This window comes from Selenomonas sputigena (assembly GCF_026015965.1).
Classification (GTDB): Bacteria; Bacillota; Negativicutes; order Selenomonadales; family Selenomonadaceae; genus Selenomonas.
Window position 1 is genome coordinate 1,489,113 of sequence record NZ_CP110383.1, and the last position, 20,146, is coordinate 1,509,258.

The following is a 20,146-nucleotide window of genomic DNA, read 5'->3' on the forward strand; positions in this document are numbered from 1 at the left end:
CATGAAGAACAGTCTGCTCTTCCTCACGCTCAAGGAAAAAAAGCATATCGTCCTCTGCCGCGCCTTGCTCGAAGCGCTCTCGGGCGTCTTCGTCATCGCGGCGGCATGGCAGACGGCTTCCGTCGTCAACGCGGTCTTCCTCCATGGCGCGGGAATGCACGAAACAGCATCAGATTTTCTGGTGCTGTTTTTGTGCGTCCTGGGCGCGGCTCTCCTGCGTCTGCCCAAAAGCAGCCTGGAAGACCGTCTGTCCGAGCACATGCGCCTCTTCTGCCGCAAGACGCTGCATCGTGCGCTTCTTGCCGAGGGGCGCGATACGCACGGCGTCCTGACCCTGGCGTTAGAACGCGTGGATGCACTCGAGCCGTGGTTTCATACCGTCGTTCCGACGGCCATATCGTTCGCCGTGCTCGTGCCCTTCATCCTCGCAGTCAGCGCCGTCTTCGATCCGCTCTCGGCATTGCTCTTTTTCGCGACGCTCCCCATCGCGCCCTTCTTGCTCATGCTCATCGGCAAGGCGACGCGCCGCGCGAGCGAGCGCCAGTGGTCGAAGATGGAGGCTCTGACCGCGGGCTTCGGCGAGATGATCCGCGCGGCGATGACCTTGAAGCTCTTTCGCCGCACGGAATCTGAAGGTGCACATCTAAAGGCAAGCAGCCGCTCCTTTTCCGAAGCATCACTCGCCGTCCTGCGCCTCGCCTTCGTCTCCTCCTTCGCGCTCGAACTCATCACGACGCTCTCGATCGCACTGATTGCCGTATCGATCGGCCTCAGACTCATCGACGGACAGATCAGCTTTCCTACGGCATTCTTCGTGCTGATTCTCGCGCCGCTCTTCTACCAGCCGCTGCGAGAAGGCGGCATCGCCTTTCACGCCGCCATGGACGCGCACACGGCAGCAAAGGCGCTCCTGCCGTGGCTCGCCGCTCCCCTCGACAGAGAAGACGGCAGGTGCGATCAGATTCTCGTGCCACCGCGCCTCCTTGCCGAAAAACTTTCCTATCGCTATCCGCTGACACAAGAAGCCGTCCTCCAAGGGCTCGATCTCAACTTTCGCGCGGGCAAGAAGACCGCACTCATCGGCGCGAGCGGTGCGGGCAAGACGACCCTGCTCAATCTTCTCGCCGGTCTTCTCACGCCGACCGAAGGAACGATCGTCCTGCAGGACGGCGCAGGCGACGGAAAGTCTTATGACCTCGCGCATCTTTCGCCTGCCTCGCGCCGCGCGCTCATCACCTATGTGCCGCAGGAAACGCATGTATTCAACGCGACGCTCGCCGAAAACATCAGCCTGTGGCAGGAGGGCGCGACGAAAAGCGCCGTGAGCGCCGCCCTTGAGCAAGCGGCGCTCGGCGGCTTCCTGGCAGCGCTTCCCCACGGGCTTGCCACGCCGCTCGGCGCGGGCGGACATCCGCTGTCCGCCGGCGAGAGGAGACGTCTCGGCCTTGCGCGCGCCTTCTTCCAAGCTCGCCCCCTCGTCATCCTCGACGAAATCACGGCAGGGCTCGACGAAGAGACGGAAAAGGCGGTTCTCGCCGCCCTCGACGATTTCTCTCACCGCCGCACCTTGATCCTCGCCTCGCATCGTCCCGCGCTCATCGCTTGGGCCGATCATATCATCGACATAGGAGGTGATGCCGAATGACGGAAATCCTGCATCTCATGCGCCTCGCTTCTCCTGCCAAAGGACTGCCCGCGCTTCTCGCGGCATTCTTCGCCGCACTCTCGGGTATCGCGCTCATCGGCGCCGCCGCGTGGATCATCGCGAGCGCCGCACTCGCGCCGCCTCTCTCGGCGCTGACGCTCGGCATCACCTGCGTGCGTGCCGCAGGCGTCGCGCGCGCCGTCTTCCGCTACCTCGACCGCCTTCTCTCGCACCGTCTCGCCTTCGCCTGCTACGAAAAGCTGCAGCTTCTGACCTACCGTCAAGCGGCAGAAAAGCTGCCGCTCAAGGAGGGCGCAATGCGCGAGGGCGAATTCCTGCACGACCTTCTGACGGGCTGCGAGACGCTGCGAAACTTCTACCTGCGCACCGTGCCGCCGCCGCTCCTCGCGGGACTCGTCGCGTTCTTCACCGCTGCCGCGCTCCTGCCGCTTTCCGCACTCGCAGCGGCCCTCGTCGCGGCGCTTTACCTGCTGCACCTCGCCCTGCCCCTCCTGCTCAAAGAAGAAAGCCTGCGCGAGGAAAGCGCTGCCTATCGGGACACGCTCCTCGACCTCGTCGACGGGCGCACCGAACTTCATCAGGCGGGCGCACTTCCCCTTGCCCGGCAGATGCTCGACGACGCTGCCAAAACCTTTCAGGAAAAACAGTCGGAAAAGCGCCAAAAGCGCGAGCGCCTGTTCACGCTGCTCGACGCCTCGCGCGTCATTCTCTGGGTTGGGCTGCTGCTGCTCCTCCTGCCCCATGCGCAGGCCGGCGAGATCAGCGGCATCGAATACGCCGTCTGGGCACTCGCCCTTGAGGCCGCTCTCGCCGAATACCGCGCTCTTCCCGCCGCCATTCTCGGCGCCTCAGCCGCACGACAAGCGGCACAGAATATCCTGCCCTCGAAAGGCGAGATGCAGCCGGAAGCAGCTCCAACGAAAGAAATGGCGACAAGAACGCCGCCAATGCCGGCGCTTCCCGCCGCCGACAGCGCCGTCCCCCTCTTGGAAGCACGAAACATCAGCTTCGCCTATCAGGCGGGACTGCCTGTGCTCGAAAACCTCACCTTCTGCATCCGACGCGGCGAGCACACGGCGATCATCGGCGAGAGCGGCGCGGGCAAGACGACGCTCGCGAGCCTTCTCCTGCGCCTCTGGGACATCGACAGCGGCACAATTTTCTATAGCGGCGTAGCCCATACTTCTCTGACGGCAGACGCAGTGCGCTCCCTCTTCGGAGTCTCCTTGCAGGGCAGCTATCTCTTCAGCACGTCGGTGCGCGACAACTTCCTGCGTCTGCACGAAAGCATCACGGAAGACACGATGTGGCAATCGCTCGAAACGGCACAGCTCGCCGATGTCGTGCGCTCCCTGCCGCAAGGACTCGACGAACCGCTCGGCGAAAACGCCTCGCGCCTCTCAGGCGGCCAGAGAAGCCGTCTCTTAACGGCACTGGCGCTCGCCGCAGACGCTCCCCTGCTGCTGCTCGACGAGCCGACGGCAGGCCTCGACGCCGCACGCGGCGCAAAACTCATCGCCGCCGTGCTCGAAACCCTCGACAAAAGGGGCGGCACGCTCATCGTCATCACCCACGACCTGCCGCTCCTCAGCCGCATGAAACAGGTTATTTCGCTCTGAAGCGTACGGATCATCAACTTGCACACCAACGAGAGTATGCTATACTAAAGGTGGCAAACATGGATAACATCAAGGCACACGAAATCCCCCCAAGCTGCCATCTTTGGGGGGATTTCTAGTCTCATTGTGCAGAAAGCCCATCGTGTCCACTGTATAAATACACAAAGGCAGAAAAAACTTGCATATTTTCTGGCTTTATACTATACTGTCAAAGTACTTTACAATTATTAAAGGAGGAATTTCTTTGTTCAGTTCCATCGGCAGAAAGTATCAGGAAACTGCCTTGATCAAGCTCATCGCCATCGGACTCGTCCTCGGCATCATCGTCGCCGTTGCCTTGCCGCAGGTCGTTCCTGCGATCTCCATCCTCGGCGACCTCTTCGTAAAGGCGCTCAAGGGCGTCGCGCCCGTTCTCGTCTTTGTACTCGTCATGAACGCCATGGCACAGAAGAACGCGGATGCCAGCGCTTCGATGCGCCCCATCGTGCGTCTCTACATCATCAGCACCTTCCTCGCCTCGATGGTCGCCGTCAGCTACTCGTTTCTCTTCCCGACGACGCTCCATCTCGCCGTCGCCTCGTCTGAGGTGTCTCCGCCGAGCGGCATCATCGAAGTTCTGCACAACCTCATCCTGAGCGTTGTCGACAACCCGCTGCACGCCATCGTGACGGCGAACTACATCGGCATCCTCGCATGGGCTGTGCTCGCGGGCGTCGCACTTCATTCAGCGAACGACTCGACGAAGGAGACGATCGCCGACCTCGCCAAAGCTGTGACGAAGATCGTGCAGTGGGTCATCCGCTTCGCCCCCTTCGGCATCTTTGGCCTCGTCGCGAACGCCATCGGCGAAAGCGGCATCGCTGCCCTCATCGGCTACGCGCAGCTCCTCGCCGTCCTTCTCGCCGCATTCTTCTCCGTCGCGCTCATCATGAACCCGCTCATCGTCTTCCTGCACATCCGCCGCAACCCCTTCCCGCTCGTCTGGACGACGCTCCGGGAAAGCGGCATCTACGCCTTCTTCACGCGCAGTTCTGCGGCGAACATCCCCGTGAACCTCTCGCTGTGCAAACGTCTCGGACTGTCGGAGGACACCTATTCGCTCTCCATCCCGCTCGGCGCGACGATCAATATGAGCGGCGCCGCCATCACGATCGCCGTCCTCTCGCTTGCTGCCGCACACACGCTCGGCATCGAGGTCGACATGCCGACGGCGCTGCTCCTCTGCGTCATCTCGACCGTCGGCGCCTGCGGCGCCTCGGGCGTTGCCGGAGGCTCGCTGCTCCTCATCCCCGTCGCCTGCTCGAGCTTCGGCATCCACAACGATGTCGCTATGCAGGTCGTCGGCGTCGGCTTCATCATCGGCGTACTGCAGGACTCGTGCGAAACGGCTCTGAACAGCTCCAGCGACGTCCTCTTCACCGCCACCGCCGAATTTGCCGAACGCGCCAAGGAAGGCACCCTCGAATCCACTGACCTCGTACCGCATCACGAAAGCTGAACGGCATACATACGAAAAGACCTCGGACTGCAAGTTCAAGTCCGAGGTCTTCTCATTTCATTATCGTTCCACACGAATGTCCTTGATGCCGTAATACTGACAAAGGCCATCCTTCGTCACGCCGTTGTCAAAGTCGACGAAGAAGACGTGGCGCAGAGCGCGATTTTTCAAAAGGATGGGTTTCATATAGGCGATCTCCTCGCCATTTTCTGCTGCCTGCTTGACGATGGCGAGGCGCACGTCGTTCTCCTGCTGCATCGCCGCCGTAATGAAGAGCGCAGCGGTCATCGTGAAGAGGCCGATGGATAGAGATGCCACCAGGAGCGTCTTCTTCGCGCGATTCCACAGGCAGTCGCGGACGACAGGATCGCGCAGCACGGCACAGGCGGCGATGAGGATCATGGCGACGGAGCTGAAAGTCGCCCGCGCCGGAAATGTCGGCGCGGCAATCATGACAAAGTTGTTGAAAAGCGCCAGCGCGATGAGGAACGTCGCATAGCGTGCTGCAGGAAAAGCATGGAGCACACTGCGCCACGGAACCGTTCGAGCACTGGCAAGCGTTTCATGCGAGAAACCCAGAGCACGCTTCAAGAGACTGTAGAAGAAGAAGATCGCGAGCCAATAGATCGCCATCTCCTCGAATCCTGCCATGACATTGGTAAAGTGCTCGACGGTGCGTGGCTTATCAAGCCCCAGCGGTGCGAGCACATGGGCGACGAGAAAATCGCGCAGCACATTGGCAAAGAAGCTGCCGTTGAAATAAGAAACGACGAGCAGAACAATGACGGCAAGGCAAAGCATCCTGCCCCAGCCAAAAGCTTGCCCGGAAGGTTCCGCCGTCTCACCGCCAGCCCTTGCATCCTCCGCAAGATGCAGTCGATAGATCCGTCCCGCGGCGATCAGCAGCAAGATGACGGGCAGGAGATAAAGTACCATCTCACCGTTTCCCGCAAACTGGTTGCCGATATGGGTGAAGATTCCTTTGCCGCTTCCCTGCGCGTCGTAGCGCACGAAATTACCGGGCGCCGCCACGAGCAGCACGAGTCCTGCGAGTGCGCCGAAAGCCCCCGCCGGCATCCAAAGGGGCAAGTCGCCCTTGCGCCTCGCCCACCAAGAAAGTCCCGCCGCCAATACGAACACCGTAACGGCAAGGTTTTCCACCGACCAACCCGCCAGGACGCCAAGCGCAAACATCGGCGCGATGAGCCAATGTCTTGCAGGCGTATCTCCCTTATCGATTGTTTTGCAATGAAGATTGTACGGCACGAGAAAGAGGGCGGCAAAAACAGACGACCAAAGGTAAACCGTCGACCCGCTCTTCCACACAGCTACTTCTCCAAAATGAGGAAGCGCGAGCCAGGCGAGAATTCCCATGACAGCTAGGAGCCCCGGCTCCTGCCAGAATCTCCAATCGCGTCGGGCATGAATCACAAGCAGCACAATAAAGGCAAGAAACACCAACGCATTGGCAAAATCAAAGAGCCCCTTCCCGCCCCACAGGAACAGATCGAGGCAGAATACCGTCACCATACGTCCACCGTGAAAGAGATAGTGACGCCAAAGAGATTCCACTACATCGGAAAAGGATATGATATGCTCATGCGTCAGCCAAATCATCGAGTAGTCATAATCATCACGATGCAATGGCATCAGATGATTGAGTCCATACATCAGCAGGAAGATAACAGCTGCCACGAGCACAGTACGCCAAAATTCATTACGTCTCATCCGAGCGACTCCCTTCCTCCCAAGAACTCGCGATCTGTCTCTCCAGAGGATCTGACGGCGTATACAAGATTTTTTTGCCATCGGCTTCTGCAACGAGATAAATCGGGCGTTGCTTGCTCTCCATAAAGACACGGCTCAAATACTCTCCCATAATTCCAAGGGAAAGCAACTGCACTCCGCCCAAAAAAAGCATCACCGTCATCAGCGTCGGATAACCAGCCACGGGATCGCCATAAAGCAGCGCATTGATAAGGACGACAAACATATAAGATATAGCGAGAAGCGAGACGGCCAGTCCCAAAAAAGTCGTCATACGCAAAGGCGCTGTTGTAAACGAGGTCAAACCTTCTACAGCGAGATTATAAAGTGCAAAATAATTCCAAGTCGTCTTTCCTGCCGCCCTCGGCTGCACATGGAACGAGAGTTCCTTCTTGCGAAAACCAATCCACGTGAAGAGCCCTTTCGTAAATCGCTGATTCTCGCGCATAAGGCGCAATGCAGCAACGCAGCGGCGATCCAAAAGGCGGAAATCTCCCACATTGCGTTGTATCTCACAGCGGCTGACAGCCTGAAGAATACGATAAAAAAGATTTGTCATCGTACGCTTAAAAACAGTCTCATCACTTCGATCCGTGCGCTTCATGCATACATCGTCATAACCCTTGCGCCACCAAGAAATCATCTCGGGAATACGCTCTGGCGGATGCTGGAGATCTGCATCCATGAGGATGACAGCATCTCCCTCGGCAGCATCAAGACCAGCCAGCATTGCTGACTCCTTACCAAAATTGCGTGAAAGACTTCTATAGTGAACATTCGGATCTCCTGCGGAAAGTTCCCGCAGGATCTGCAAGGTATCATCCGTACTTCCATCATCCACAAAAAGGCAGGAAAAAGAACAATCGTGCAAATCCCGCAGCACATTCGATAGCTTCGCATAAAACTGCCGCAAAACCTCTTGCTCATTGTAACAGGGAACAACGATCACGATCTTGTCCATGAATCTATATCATCCCCTTTCCCAATGCCTGAAAGTTCACGATCTCAACGCCCTCTTCTGCCGCCAGCTTCGCGACCTTCGGCGAGAGGATCGCGCCAAGCTCCGCTTCGAAGTCGTGCTGCCAACCCGAGGCGCGCACGATTTCCTCATTCGCCGTGCCCGGATGCATCATGACCTCGGTCACACCCTCTCGAAGGTTCTTGATCGCATGAAGCAGCTCCGTCTCATCGACGGCCTCGCCCGCGACGATGCCCGCAAAATGATTGGGCACAAAAATCCCCGCCTTCCTCGCCAGACTCGCGGCGTTCCTCGCGAGGAGCGCAAGTCCGGCGCGGCCTGCGAACTGGCCGATGCCGCCGAACTTTCCGGCAAAGAGCGGCGCAAACGGTGCGCGAAGCGCGGGGATCCCCGCCTCGCGGCAAAGCCCGATGACGATTTCGATGATTCCCGGCAGGACGTGCATGTGCTGATGGCTGTCGGCATGATCGAGCGAAAGTCCCGCCGCCTCAAACTTTTTCAACTGCGCGGCAAGCTCGGCGCGCACCTCCGCCAGGTGCACGCCGCCCTTCGCATAGCGCTTGGAAAAAGCGCCATAGTTCGGCAAAAAGACGCCGCTTTCATCGACGAGTGACGGAATCTCCTCGGGTGGCAGGACGGGAAAACCATCGACCAGCGTGAAGTGTATGCCAAGACCGAGTTTCGGCAGGCGTCGCACGCGCTCCGCTGCGTCCTCGAACGCCGCGCCGCCCGCCATCAGCGTCGCCGAACGCAGCACGCCCATCTCGACACCCTTTTCCACCGCCTCATTGATGCGCACATGGCGACCGAAATCATCGGCATTGACGATCATCCGCTTCAATATTTCCTCACATCCATTCATACAGGACAGATTTTTTCCTTCGTACATCTTGATTATACCGCAAGAAGAAGATGTTTTGCAAACGGCAGGGAATCGCAGGCGAAGGTCGAATATAAAAAGGTCGAATATAAAAGTGTATATGAGAGATTCAAGGGAGGATTCATCCGTGACAAAAGAGGATTTTGATGCGCTCGTCGCCCTTGTGCTCGCGAGCAAGAGGAAACCGCCCGAGGCGCTTTTTGCGAGCGGCTTCGGCGACTGGCATGCGCGCGCACGGCTCGGCCATTTTCTTGCCATGCAGGAAATCGGCAAAGCCCAGGAGGCGCGGGAGCTTTTCTGCTCCGTTCTCGATGAGGACGTCGACGAGGGAAACAGCGAGGATATCGAAGAAAAGATCTTCGCCCTGCAGCGCCTCAGCGAAATCGAGCATGCGGCGAAGGAGAACGAAGATGCGCTCACCCATATAAACCTCGCGATCGAGCTTGCTGAAGAGACGGACTATCTCTACAAGTTCATCCTGCGCGGCGAGCTTTGGGCAGCGCGTTGGAACATCCTGCACGCGATGGGACGCGCCGCCGAAGCCGAAGCCGAATGTGATGAGCGCATCGCCGCCTACGAGAATATTCCTGTCAAGCACAACAGCTATCTCTATTACGGCTACCGCTTCAAGGCACAGCTCGCCGCCGAGCGCGGCGTCGTCCTCGTCGCAAAGGACTACATGCACATGGCGCTTCACGAGATGGAGATTCCCGCAGAATACGAAGACGCACTCGAAAAGGCGTTCTCCGCCACGCATGAGAACGCCTCTTGGATCTTGAACGAAATTGACCGCGCAACACCGCGCCCCGAGCTTCTTGCCTGGGATATTTAAGAAAGCATCCGATTACTCGGGCGCATCGAACGCTTGATTCGCACGATTCTTCAAAGCACTGCTTTTTTGCGCCGCTGCCCGAAGAATCGCTTCATGATGGCTCTGCATTCGTCCTCTAGGACGCCTGCACGCATCTCCAGCTGATGGTTGAGCGCGGGATGGCAGACGATGTTGAAAAGCGACTCGCACGCGCCCGCCTTTGCATCCGTTGCACCGTAGACGACGCGATCGACGCGGCTCATGACGAGCGCGCCCGCACACATCGGGCAAGGCTCGATCGTAACGTAGAGCGTCAGCCCCGAAAGGCGCCAGCGGCCAAGCTTCTTCGCCGCTTCCTGCAGAGCGATGATCTCGGCATGTGCCGTGCCGTCGTGCCAAGTTTCGCGCATATTGTGCGCACGCGCGACGACCGTGCCAGCCGCATCGACGAGCACGGCGCCAATGGGCACCTCGCCCGCTTGGAAGGCCTCCTGCGCCTCCTTGAGCGCCTCCTTCATAAAAGTGACGTCATCCAGCATGAATTCGACTCACAAGCCCGCGCAGGTCAAGCGCCTGCCGGTTCCGATAGAAGAGCGACTGCGTAGCGCGGTGCACATCGAGATGATAGGCGTCTTGCTCCGCCTCTTTCTCCCTTTCCTCGCGATTCTTCTTATTCTTCTCCATCGCCGACTCGAGCATGCGCTTGAAGTTTTCCTTCTTGTTCCCGCTCTCGCCGTCCTTCGCCTCGCGGCGACGTACATCATAGACGGCGCCCTTCATGCGTGCGATCTTTTCAACCTTGTCAATCATGGCGGACACCTCCTGAAAATGAAAAAGGATTCCATCAAAGGAAAATCGTTTTCCCTTATGCCCCTTATATCGTTCAAAATAGTCTGCACCTTAATAAAAAACCTACGTTTTTTAGGCTTTTTGTCTTATTAGATTTCTCCAAGAAAGGAGTCATTCATGACCACAGTTCAACCACAAAACACACTTCCTGCCAATACGGCGCAGCTTACCTACCGTTTCCTCGCGGCAGTCTGCCTCATCGTCTTCCTGCTCTGGCTCGCAGGACTCGTCTTCCTTGAGCCCGATCCCTACGCGCTCTACATCTTCACAGGAATCATTCTCGCCGTCGTCACGCTGGCCGCCGGAAGCAGTGCACGCGGACCGAAGGCGGCCACGATGAAAAGTTCGGAAAAAGTCGAATTTCTCAAGAGTCTGCCCGAATCCTTCCAGATCTTCACGAACGTGAGCATCGGCGTGCGCACGAACCTCGATGCTGTCATCGTCGGAGCGAACGGCGTCTTCATCGTCGACGTCAAGACGCGCTCGGGCAAGATCGAGCCGACGGCAGGCAGCGACTGGATTCGTCACAAGGTCGGCAGCAAGGGCACGCCGTATCGCGTGCCGATGAAGAATCCCCTGCAGCAGATGAAGCGCAACATCCGCGAACTGCAGTCGTACCTCGCCTCCTGCGGCGTTCGCCCGTGGATCGACGGCAGCGTCTGCTTCACGCGTGCAGAATTCGAAGAACAGATCGAGGGCTGCTACACGTCGGAAGAGGCGGTGCTCGAGCATATCAAGAGCTTCCCCGACGAGCATCCGCTGTCCGATGAAGAACAGAAAACGGTTGCCGCAGCGCTCGCGGAACGACTGTAACCTGCGCACGCCAGCACTCGCTTTGCGTGCAGGAAAAAAGGAGCCGACCGGCTCCTTTTTTCATATCCCTTTCACACTTTCCGGCAGATGGAACTTCATCACGTCGCCTCCGCCTGCAGGCTGGATCGTCAGCACGGAGGGATGCTCGTCCGCATCGAGCTTGAAGACGAGGCTCGCCGTCGCCGCTGCCCCCGGTGGGATGTCGACGGCGTTGAACACGGGCGTCTGTCGCGCAGCGAGAGCCGCCATACCGTCCTTCGATACACTGTGACGCTCCTGATCGCTGTCCGTGAGCGATATTCCCTGCGGCACGACGCTCACGGGCTGCTTGTCAGCATTCGCGATCGAAGCCTTGACGATGAGGAATGGCCCATCCTCCTTCGCGCCCTCGATCGATTCGGCGCGCTTCGCCTCCACGATCATGACCTGCAGCGAATACGGACTCTTACCTTCCTTCTTTTCCTTTTCCTTGTCCGCTTCTTCCTTCGCCTTTTCCTGCGCTTCCTTCACGTCCTTGGCGTCCACAGCGGCCGCTTCGCCGCCCTTCGCCGCCTTCCCTTCCTGCGCCTTCTCCTGAGACGATGTGCTCGCCGCCTGCTGCGAACTGCCTGCAAGAAGCCTTGCACTGCCGCCCGCAAAGAAGAACCAATAGCCGCCAACGCAAAGGACGACAGCCGCCAGCGTGATGGCGGCGAATCTCCCTGCCAAAGCCTTCATACATCCACTCCCCTTTTTCCACTCTTATGACATTATATCGTCAAAAAAGCCATTTTTCCAAAGAAAAAGCTCCCGCAAGATGCAGGAGCTTTTTTGACGTATGAGAGATTACTTCAGCGCATCGCCGAGCTTCGAGTTCGTGTTGCGTGCAGCAGCGACGCTCTCCTCGAACTTCGCCTTCTCCTCGTCGGAGAACTTGACCTCGATGATCTTCTCGCAGCCGCCCTTGCCGAGGATGACAGGCACGCCAATCGCGAGATCCTTCTCGCCGTACTCGCCGTCCAAACCGACGCAGCACGGGATGAGCTTCTTCGCATCGAGAGCGATCGCCTCGACCATCATCGCCGCCGCAGCGCCCGGAGCCATCCATGCGGACGTGCCGAGGAGCTTCGTGAGCGTTGCGCCGCCGACCTTCGTCTTCTCGACGACGTCCGTCAGCGCTTCCTTCGAGAGGAGCTGCGTCACGGGAACGCCGCGCAGCGTAGCATGGCTTACGAGCGGAACCATCGTCTTGTCGCTGTGGCCGCCCAGAACCATGCCGTCGATGTCCGTCGGCGTCGCAGGATAGCCGGCTTCCGTCAATGCGACGGAGAGGTAATAGCGGAAACGGCTGCTGTCGAGCATACCGCCCTGACCGAGGATGCGGTTGCGCGGCAGGCCGGAATCCTTCAGCGCCAAGTACGTCATGGCGTCCATCGGGTTGGAGATGATGATGAAGTACGCATCGGGGGAGAACTTCAGAGCCTGATCGACAACGCTCTTGACGATCTTTGCGTTGACGCCGATCAGATCCTCGCGGCTCATGCCCGGCTTGCGCGGCATGCCGGACGTGATGACGACGACCTCGGAGCCCGCCGTAGGAGCATAGCCGTTCGGATCGTCCGGCAGAGCCGTGACGCCCTTCACCGTCGTGTCAAAGTTCAGCATGTGAGCCGTCTGCATGATGTCGATGGCCTTGCCTTCAGGCACGCCTTCCTTGATGTCAACGAGGACAACCTCGCTGCAGAACGCCTTCGTCGCAAGAACGTTCGCAACGGTAGCTCCGACATTACCTGCACCAACAACTGTTACTTTCATGTAAAATCTGCCTCCTTTGAAATTCGGCGAGACATCCCCCACTTGCCGGGACGCATCTCCAGTGCTTGGATAATAAGTAAAACCCAAGTTCATCGCCTTTGATTATACCAAAATTTACAGAAATAATCAATTTGTTTCATGCAAATTTTGATGAAATCATTACTCCCATTTATCAGTATGCGCAAAGGCTATGCTTGTTCTTCAAACATATCCTTGCCCACACCGCACAAGGGACAGACGAAGTCCTCCGGCAGATCTTCAAACTTCACGCCCGGAGCGAGATCATAGTCGGGATCGCCCTTCGCCTCATCGTACACCCAGCCGCAGACCGTGCAAGTCCAAGTTTTCATAAGAAATTCCTCCTTGTCAGAATGAAATCTTCGGGGCAGCGCCCCGCTACGCTCCTATGATACTATGCACGGTCAGACAAAGCAAGCGTTTTGAAAATCATATTTTGAAATTCTTGATGTCGTCCGTGAACGACACGGCGATCTTTTGGAAATCTTGGATCTTTTCCATCATGTCCTGCAGCTTCCCGTGATGGTCGCTCACCGTCTCGTTGACGGACTTTGCTGCAGCGGAATTCTCCTCGGAAAGACCTGCGACGTTTTTCACCTGCCCGATGGCGTCATTCATGCGTCTCATCTCGTCGTTGAGACGCTCTATGATGCCGCCGATGCTCGCCGACACCTCGCGGATGTTCGCGACGAAAGCGTTGTTGCTCTCGACGACCTGCACGAGTTCGCCGCTCTCCTTGCCGAGCGCATGGTATTCCGTGTCGATGCTCGCGACGACGTCATTGATGATGCGCGTGATGTTGCGCACGTCGGATGTGATCGTGTCCGCCTGATCGCGCGATTCGGCGGCGAGCTTGCCGATCTCCTGCGCGACGACGGCAAAGCCCCTGCCCTGCTCGCCGGCGCGCGCCGCTTCGACCGAAGCGTTGAGGGCGAGGAGATTCGTCTGCGAGGCGATTTCCGTCACCATGTTGGCGATGGAGATGATCTTCTCCGTCTCGCTCTTCAAGGAGTCGGCAGCGTTGCGCACGGCGGCGAAGTTTTCCATGCTCCTGCCCAGCGCATCGCTGGAGGCGCGCACGCCGTCGAAGCCGCGCGCCACATTTTCCACGGCTTCCGCAAGGCTCCGATTGTTCTTCTCCTGCGAGGAGACGACCTGCTGCAGCGCCTCGACGTTTCGGTTCAGAACCTCGGCCACCTGCCCCGTCGAAGAAGCGCTCTCTGTCGTCGCTTCCGACACGCTGTCGACGACCTCCGCGATGTGGGCGGAGGCATGACTCATGTTGCTCGCCAGTTCATTGAACTTGCCGCCATAGGCGATGAGCTCATCCCCCATGCCGCGAAATCCAGTGAAGTCTGCACGCACCGACTTCTTGTAGGCGTCGATCAGCGCCCCCAGCTCCTCAAATTCATCGCGCGAGGTCAGCACGAGATCAGCGGAGAAGCGATGCTCGGCGATGTCCGCAAGCTCGCGGCGCAAAAGACGCAGCGGTGCGAGCAGCAAAAACGCGCCGGCGCCGCCCACGACACCCATGAGAAGAGGAAAGGCGAATACGACAGAAGATGTGCCGAAAAGCCAAAAGAGCACGCTGAGCACGAGCGAAGCGGCGAAAGACATGACGGCGAACTTGACGGGCAACGAGCGAGAAAACAGGCCAAGCGCACAGCTGAACGAAAATCTCCGCTTTTCCAATATGCGCTCCTTGAAGCGCAGCCGCAGGCGCACGACGCCGTTCCCTTCCTCCACTACCTCGACCTCGACCGGTTCCTTGAAGTAGTCGATCGCGCCCTTCAACAGGCCGCGGAAGTACGGGATGAGGCTGCGCTTCGACTTGTAAAGAAGCTCCGCCTCGTGCTCGGACAGCGGCGTCACCTTCAAGAGCGGCGGATTCGCGCCCGGAATCTTCTTGACGATTTCCACATGCACATTGTAAATGGACGCGAGGAACGTATAGATGTTCTTGCCTTCAAAAAAGGACGGATATACAGCAGCAAAGGTCAGGATGTTGTCGCGCCCCACTTCGTACCAAACATCATCCGGCGTCTGCCCCGTATGCCTTGCCAGAGCATCGACAAAGGTGCGAATCTCACTGTCCGGCACATCTTCCAACGGGGTGAAGATGCGGCCCGGCGCCCATCCCGCCTCCCGGCATGATTCTTGGACGGCCGTTCCATCCCAAAGCTTCTGCGCCGTATCCATCCACGTCGCCACAACAGTTCCCTTCATGATCCGCTCCTCTTCTTTCATCATATCCTGCGGCGCATTTCCTTTCCTCTCCTGCCCTTCTTATGCTATACTGACAACAAACAGCAAGGGGAGGATTTTCATGTCCGCATTTTCCAAGACGATGCGCCGTCACTTCTTCACACGCGAGTTCCTATTGTTTCTCGCCGTCGGCTGCCTCAACACGTTCAACGGCAGTCTGCTCGCCAAAATTTTCGAGCTTCTCGTCGATACGAATCTCGCGTTCAACATCGGCTACATCCTCGCAAACATCATCGCCTACGCGCTCAACAGCCGCTTGATCTTCCACGAACCGATGACGCTTGAAAAGTGTGTGAAGTTCGCGATTTCCTATATTCCGAACTATGTGATTCAGAACGTCATCGTCTTCCTCTTCTACAACCAGCTCGGCTTTCCCAGTCTCGCGGCTTTCATATTAGCCGCCGTCCTCGGCGTGCCCATCACCTTCCTCGCCGTAAAGCTCTTCGCCTTCGGCAGGAAGTGAGCCGCCCTCAAAAAGCTCCTTCATTCGCCTTCGTACCAGCAAAAGATCGCCTGCGTGCCGCAGTCTTCCATGCCTCGCGCGGAAAGCTCCTCGTAGAGCTTCTTGGCGAGTTTGAGCCCCGGAAGGTCAAGCCCCATCTCCTCAGCCGATTCGACGGCGATGCGCATGTCCTTGAGGAAATGCTTGATGAAGAAGCCCGGCGACCAGTCGCCCGCGAGCATCTTCGGCGCGAGGTTCGTCAGCGACCATGAGCCTGCCGCGCCGCCTGCAATCGTCTGCTGCACCGCCAGAGCGTCCAAGCCGCTCTTCTTCGCATACGCCATGGCCTCGGCGACGCCGAGCATGTTCGAGGCGATGGCGATCTGGTTGCTCATCTTGACGAACTGCCCGCTGCCCGCCGCACCGAAATAATGCGCGGTCTTTCCCATGGCGGCGAAGAGGTCTTTGCACCTCTCGAATGCTTCTTGCTCTCCGCCGACCATGATGGCGAGCGTCGCGTCCCTCGCGCCGATGTCGCCGCCCGAGACGGGCGCATCGAGCGCGGCGACGCCCCTTTCCTTCGCCGCAGCGAAAATCTTCTTGGCGAGCGCAGGGCTTGACGTCGTCATGTCAATGACGATGCCGCCCTCCTTCGCTGCGAGGACGCCTTCAGCGCCCAGGTAAATCTCCTCGACGTCCTTCGGGTAGCCGACGATGGAGATGACGATGTCCGCCTCCTTCGCCAGTTCTTTCGGCGAGGCCGACCAAGCCGCCCCTTCCTCAATGAGTTTTTTTGCCTTTTCCTTCGTGCGCGTGTAGACGCTGACGGGATAGCCGGCCTTCATGAGATTCCTCGCCATACTGCTTCCCATGATGCCCGTGCCGATAAAACCGATGTTTTCTCTTACCATACGATTCATCCTCCCTTGAAAAGCGCGGTTACGTCCCGCACTTTCCTGGACGCTTCTTCCTGTTTCCTACATATTGCAAATCCCCGCCGCCTGCCGCTGCTGCGGAGTGTCGTGGATTCTTCTCTCCTCTCACGAACGGAAATACGGACTCCGCCTGCGCTGCGCCTTGGGACGCCCGATGATCTCGGCGAGCACGACCGCCTGCAGCAGGCCGGCGGGCGCAAGATCGAGCGCGAGGGCACGGGGGCGCGCCGCCTCTTCCGGCGAATTCTGCAGCTTTTTCCCCCTGCTTTCCGCATGGCGCAGAGAAGCGGGCGAGCGGGCAGCAGAAGCAGACTCGATTTCGGAGAGCGCCTCGCTCGGTACATCGCTCGTCTCAACCGCTGCCGCCCGCTCATCCAAGAAGCGGCGCAGCAAATCCCGCACCTCTGCGGGATTCTCGGCCATGACCTGCGTCGTTTCAGCCGTTCCTCCCATTTCGTCCGGAGATGCCGAGGATTCGGGCGCTTTCTGCCGACGCGCCTCTTTTTTCTTCTTGTCCAACAGACTTTTTACGAGGAGGAATATGACGAAGAGGACGATGCCCGTGACGCTCATGCCGACTGCCTCCTTCCCTCTTCCATCTTACTTCGCCGTATGCGGCGGATTCGCGCCCGCCTCGCTGATCGCCGTGCGCATGTCGGTGTCCGCCTGCACGTTGCGCAGGTTGTAGTAGTCCATGACGCCGAGGTTGCCGCTCTTCAAGGCTTCCGCCATCGCGTGCGGCACTTCCGCCTGCGCCTCGACGACCTTCGCTTCCATCTCCTGCGTGTAGGCCTTCATCTCCTGCTCCTTGGCGACCGCCATGGCGCGGCGCTCCTCGGCCTTCGCCTGCGCGATGCGCTTGTCGGCCTCGGCCTGATCGGTCTGCAGCTCCGCGCCGATGTTGCGCCCGACATCGACGTCTGCGATGTCGATCGAAAGGATCTCGAACGCCGTCCCTGCGTCAAGCCCCTTGCCGAGCACGGTCTTCGAGATGACGTCGGGATTTGCGAGCACCTCGCCGTGGCTCGCCGAAGAACCGACCGTCGTGACGATGCCCTCGCCGACGCGTGCGATGATTGTCGGCTCGCCCGCGCCGCCGACGAGGCGGTCAATGTTGGCGCGCACGGTCACGCGCGCCTTGATTTTCAGCTCGATGCCATTCATGGCGACGGCGGAGACGATCGGCGTCTCAATGACCTTGGGATTGACGCTCATCTGCACGGCGTCGAGCACGTCGCGTCCCGCAAGATCGATGGCAGCCGAGCGCTCAAACGGCAGGGGAATCTGCGCGCGGTGCGCGGCAATCAGGGCGTCGACGACCTTGTCGACGTTGCCGCCCGCAAGGTAGTGCGCTTCGAGCTGGTTGACCTGCACATCAAGCCCCGCCTTGTTCGCCTTGATGAGCGGCATGACGATCTTGCCGGGCGGCACGCGGCGCATACGCATGCCGATGAGCGTGATGATGTTCACGGGAACGTTCGCCGCAATCGCCGAAATCCAAAGCCCAATGGGCACGAAATGCAGGAACACCATGACGACGAGGACAGCGACGACGAAAAGAAATGCCAATGCTATGACGCCTTCCATAAAGAACCCTCCAATCAATCCTTTTCCCTGACGCGGCGCACGACGATGCGGCTGCCGTGCACCTCCGTCACACAGACGCGCTCGCCCTTCTCGATGTAAGCGCCCTCGGAGACGACATCGACGGGCACGCCGTCGACGAGGATCGATCCGGCAGGACGCACGTCGGTCAGAACAAGAGCTTCACGTCCGATGAGATCCGTGCGCTCCTCAGCGCTCACATAGCCCTTTGCACTCGTCGAAGCGTCGTGCAGCACGACCCTCTTCCAAAGGCGGCTCTCGGGCAGAAAGCGCGCGATGAGTGCGAAGAGAAAAAGCGCGAGCGCGAATGCGGCAAAAAGCGCGTAGACGGCATTGACGTCGCCGCCAAGCGCGAGAACGACGCTGTAGAGCATCGCCGCGACGCCGAGAGCGCCCAAGACGCCCGTAGCAGGCAGGAGCACCTCGGCTACGATCAAAAGGATGCCCACGAGAAAGACGGCGACCTCGTAGAGACTCACGAGTCCCTTCACATACTGACTGCTGAAGAAGACGCCCGCCGCAATGAGTCCGAGCAAGACGCCGAATCCCGTGCCGCCCGTCTTGACCTCCATGAGCACCGCAAGAAAGATCACGGCGACGAGGAGCACCTGCAGGGCGGGAGTCCCGCCGACAAATTCCATACGATCACATCCTTTCTCACGAACCTTCTCCCTATATCTATTCCATGAAGAAACACAAAAACCTGCCGAAAATCCTTAAAATCACAGGAGAAAATGCCCAGTACAAGCCAACGGAAGAATCATTTGCCTGTCGACTTTCGTAGGCGTATAATGGCAGAAAGGAAAATCTTCCGACAAAAATCGTTCTGGGAGGCTCACTTTCTATGGCAATTTCTACAACACAGCTTGCACTCATGCTCGCGACCATCGCACTCGTCCTCGCGAGCGGTCTCTATGCCGCCCGCTCCATCCGCTCGGCGGAAGGCTTCAGCCTCAATGGGCGCAGTGCTGGTGCGCCGCTCGTCGCAGGCACGATCGCCGGCACCTGCGTCGGCGGCGGCGCGACCGTCGGCACGGCGCAGCTCGCCTACTCGCTCGGGCTTTCCGCGTGGTGGTTCACGCTCGGCACAGGAATCGCTCTCGTCGTCATGGGGCTTTTCTATGCGAGACCCTTGCGGCGCACCTCGCTCGAAACGATCCCCGAGTTCCTCGGCATCCGCTACGGCAAGAGCGCGAGTGTCTTTTCGAGCCTCGTCTCCTCCGTCGGCATCTTCTTCAGCGCCGTTGCAAGCATGCTGCCGGGGCTTCATCTCATCTCCACGCTCTTCGGTGTCGGCTACGGCACGGCGGCATTCGCCCTCATTACCCTCGTTGCCTGCTACGTCTTCTTCGGCGGCATGAAGAGCGCCGGCGTCGGCGGCATCTTGAAGATGATCGTCCTATGGCTGAGCCTTTGTCTCGCAGGCGTCACCGCCTGGCGCGGTCTTCCCGCGCTCACAGCGGCGGCGCCGCTCGCGTCCGGTACATGGAGCCTCGGACATGCCGGCGCCCAGAGCATCGCCGCCGGACTCCTCTCACTCATCGTCGGCATCATCTCCACGCAGTCCTACATCCAGGCCATCTTCTCCGCCGCCAACCCACGCACGGCAACCGTCGGTGCATTCACCGCCGCGCTCATTGTCATCCCCGTCGGGCTGCCGAGCTCGATCATCGGCATCTACATGCACGCGGCCGCGCCCGACATCGCGCCCATCCTCGCACTGCCCACCTACCTTTTTACGCACGCGGGAACGCTCATCGGCAGCATCGCCATGGGCGGCATCGTGCTTTCCCTCGTCGGCAGCATCGGCGGACTCTCGCTCGGCATCGGCACAATGCTCTCGCACGACGTATTCGCACCGCTCCTCGCCGTGAAGAGCGAAGGTCGGCTTCTCCTCTTAAACCGTCTCATGGTGCTCCTCGTCATGGCGCTTGCCGCCCTCTTCGCCATCTGCTTCATCGACAGCGAGGTGCTCGTCTGGAACTACCTGTCGATGGCGCTTCGCGGCGGCGGCATCTTCCTGCCGCTGACACTGGCGATTTTCTTTCCTGAGCGGCTTTCCCCTCGCTGGGCCATCGCCTCCATGCTGCTTTCTACGGCAGCCGCTACGGCGGCAGCCGCCTTTGAAAGCGCCATCCATCCGCTCTTCATCGGGCTGATCGTCAGTGCGGCACTCATCCTGCCGGGAATTCGTAAGCTTTAAGG

General features: G+C 59.1%; 20 protein-coding genes. 7 read left to right on the plus strand and 13 right to left on the minus strand.

The features are described 5' to 3' along the window. Window position 1: 1 nt before the first annotated feature. The 3 genes from cydD to sstT all read left to right on the plus strand — a co-directional run bounded on the left by cydD (window position 2) and on the right by sstT (window position 4,783). The gene (cydD, locus tag OL236_RS07270) at window positions 2-1,645 is read left to right on the plus strand and encodes a thiol reductant ABC exporter subunit CydD (RefSeq protein WP_265070112.1); all 1,644 of its coding nucleotides are present in this window, start codon (window positions 2-4) and stop codon (window positions 1,643-1,645) included. Continuing rightward, entirely contained in the window at window positions 1,642-3,285 is a 1,644-nt protein-coding gene (locus tag OL236_RS07275; RefSeq protein ID WP_265070113.1) for an ATP-binding cassette domain-containing protein, read from the plus strand. The genes cydD and OL236_RS07275 overlap by 4 nt, the downstream gene beginning before the upstream one ends. A 244-nt stretch (window positions 3,286-3,529) precedes the next feature. Further along, complete coding sequence (gene sstT, locus OL236_RS07280; RefSeq protein ID WP_265070114.1) at window positions 3,530-4,783, plus strand: serine/threonine transporter SstT; 1,254 nt, start codon at window positions 3,530-3,532, stop codon at window positions 4,781-4,783. A gap of 60 nt (window positions 4,784-4,843) precedes the next feature. Here the strand turns inward: sstT and OL236_RS07285 are convergent, their stop codons facing one another. From OL236_RS07285 to hpnK, 3 genes are read right to left on the minus strand one after another with little or no spacing between them, the layout of a single operon-like run. Next, window positions 4,844-6,511 (minus strand): DUF6056 family protein, encoded by a 1,668-nt coding sequence (locus OL236_RS07285; protein ID WP_265070115.1) that lies wholly within the window; start codon window positions 6,509-6,511, stop codon window positions 4,844-4,846. Next, window positions 6,501-7,511, minus strand: a complete 1,011-nt coding sequence (locus OL236_RS07290; RefSeq protein ID WP_265070116.1) for a glycosyltransferase family 2 protein — start codon at window positions 7,509-7,511, stop codon at window positions 6,501-6,503. The genes OL236_RS07285 and OL236_RS07290 overlap by 11 nt, the downstream gene beginning before the upstream one ends. Window positions 7,512-7,515: 4 nt before the next feature. Next, window positions 7,516-8,361: a hopanoid biosynthesis-associated protein HpnK gene (hpnK, locus tag OL236_RS07295; protein ID WP_265071803.1), complete on the minus strand. Its 846-nt coding sequence runs from the start codon at window positions 8,359-8,361 to the stop codon at window positions 7,516-7,518. A 175-nt stretch (window positions 8,362-8,536) separates the two neighbouring features. Between hpnK and OL236_RS07300 the strand changes: the two genes are divergently transcribed. Continuing rightward, a complete protein-coding gene (locus OL236_RS07300) occupies window positions 8,537-9,241 on the plus strand; it encodes a hypothetical protein (RefSeq protein ID WP_009647063.1) in 705 nt (234 codons plus the stop codon). 50 nt (window positions 9,242-9,291) lie between these two features. Here OL236_RS07300 and tadA read toward each other — a convergent pair whose 3' ends face one another. Together tadA and OL236_RS07310 are read right to left on the minus strand one after the other, a co-directional pair. Further along, entirely contained in the window at window positions 9,292-9,759 is a 468-nt protein-coding gene (gene tadA, locus OL236_RS07305; protein ID WP_265070117.1) for a tRNA adenosine(34) deaminase TadA, read from the minus strand. Then, the gene (locus tag OL236_RS07310) at window positions 9,749-10,030 is read right to left on the minus strand and encodes a rubrerythrin (protein ID WP_265070118.1); all 282 of its coding nucleotides are present in this window, start codon (window positions 10,028-10,030) and stop codon (window positions 9,749-9,751) included. The genes tadA and OL236_RS07310 overlap by 11 nt, the downstream gene beginning before the upstream one ends. A gap of 156 nt (window positions 10,031-10,186) precedes the next feature. Between OL236_RS07310 and OL236_RS07315 the strand changes: the two genes are divergently transcribed. Then, window positions 10,187-10,882 carry a nuclease-related domain-containing protein gene (locus OL236_RS07315; RefSeq protein ID WP_265070119.1) on the plus strand — a complete coding sequence of 232 codons (696 nt, stop codon included), beginning with the start codon at window positions 10,187-10,189 and terminating at the stop codon, window positions 10,880-10,882. 60 nt (window positions 10,883-10,942) lie between these two features. Here OL236_RS07315 and OL236_RS07320 read toward each other — a convergent pair whose 3' ends face one another. From OL236_RS07320 to OL236_RS07335, 4 genes are all read right to left on the minus strand, one after another. Next, window positions 10,943-11,599, minus strand: coding sequence for a DUF4352 domain-containing protein (locus OL236_RS07320; protein ID WP_265070120.1), 657 nt, complete (start codon window positions 11,597-11,599; stop codon window positions 10,943-10,945). A 108-nt stretch (window positions 11,600-11,707) separates the two neighbouring features. After that, the gene (locus OL236_RS07325; protein ID WP_009647064.1) at window positions 11,708-12,676 is read right to left on the minus strand and encodes a malate dehydrogenase; all 969 of its coding nucleotides are present in this window, start codon (window positions 12,674-12,676) and stop codon (window positions 11,708-11,710) included. A 188-nt stretch (window positions 12,677-12,864) separates the two neighbouring features. Next, window positions 12,865-13,026, minus strand: coding sequence for a rubredoxin (locus tag OL236_RS07330; RefSeq protein ID WP_009647070.1), 162 nt, complete (start codon window positions 13,024-13,026; stop codon window positions 12,865-12,867). A 97-nt stretch (window positions 13,027-13,123) separates the two neighbouring features. Next, complete coding sequence (locus OL236_RS07335) at window positions 13,124-14,920, minus strand: heme NO-binding domain-containing protein (RefSeq protein WP_265070121.1); 1,797 nt, start codon at window positions 14,918-14,920, stop codon at window positions 13,124-13,126. A 100-nt stretch (window positions 14,921-15,020) separates the two neighbouring features. On the opposite strand from OL236_RS07335, the gene OL236_RS07340 reads away from it, so the two are divergent. After that, window positions 15,021-15,422, plus strand: coding sequence for a GtrA family protein (locus tag OL236_RS07340; RefSeq protein ID WP_009647066.1), 402 nt, complete (start codon window positions 15,021-15,023; stop codon window positions 15,420-15,422). Window positions 15,423-15,442: 20 nt separating this feature from the next. On the opposite strand, the gene OL236_RS07345 is transcribed toward OL236_RS07340, so the two are convergent. The 4 genes from OL236_RS07345 to OL236_RS07360 all read right to left on the minus strand — a co-directional run bounded on the left by OL236_RS07345 (window position 15,443) and on the right by OL236_RS07360 (window position 18,582). Beyond that, window positions 15,443-16,321, minus strand: a complete 879-nt coding sequence (locus OL236_RS07345; protein WP_265070122.1) for an NAD(P)-dependent oxidoreductase — start codon at window positions 16,319-16,321, stop codon at window positions 15,443-15,445. Window positions 16,322-16,441: 120 nt separating this feature from the next. Further along, window positions 16,442-16,909, minus strand: coding sequence for a dihydropteroate synthase (locus tag OL236_RS07350; protein WP_265070123.1), 468 nt, complete (start codon window positions 16,907-16,909; stop codon window positions 16,442-16,444). Between the two features lie 27 nt (window positions 16,910-16,936). Continuing rightward, window positions 16,937-17,923, minus strand: a complete 987-nt coding sequence (gene floA, locus OL236_RS07355; protein ID WP_009647073.1) for a flotillin-like protein FloA — start codon at window positions 17,921-17,923, stop codon at window positions 16,937-16,939. A gap of 14 nt (window positions 17,924-17,937) precedes the next feature. Continuing rightward, on the minus strand, window positions 17,938-18,582 hold the full coding sequence (locus OL236_RS07360; RefSeq protein ID WP_009647068.1) for an NfeD family protein: 645 nt from the start codon (window positions 18,580-18,582) through the stop codon (window positions 17,938-17,940). A 203-nt stretch (window positions 18,583-18,785) separates the two neighbouring features. Between OL236_RS07360 and OL236_RS07365 the strand changes: the two genes are divergently transcribed. Continuing rightward, window positions 18,786-20,144, plus strand: coding sequence for a sodium:solute symporter family protein (locus OL236_RS07365; RefSeq protein ID WP_265070124.1), 1,359 nt, complete (start codon window positions 18,786-18,788; stop codon window positions 20,142-20,144). The last annotated feature ends 2 nt before the right edge of the window (window positions 20,145-20,146 follow it).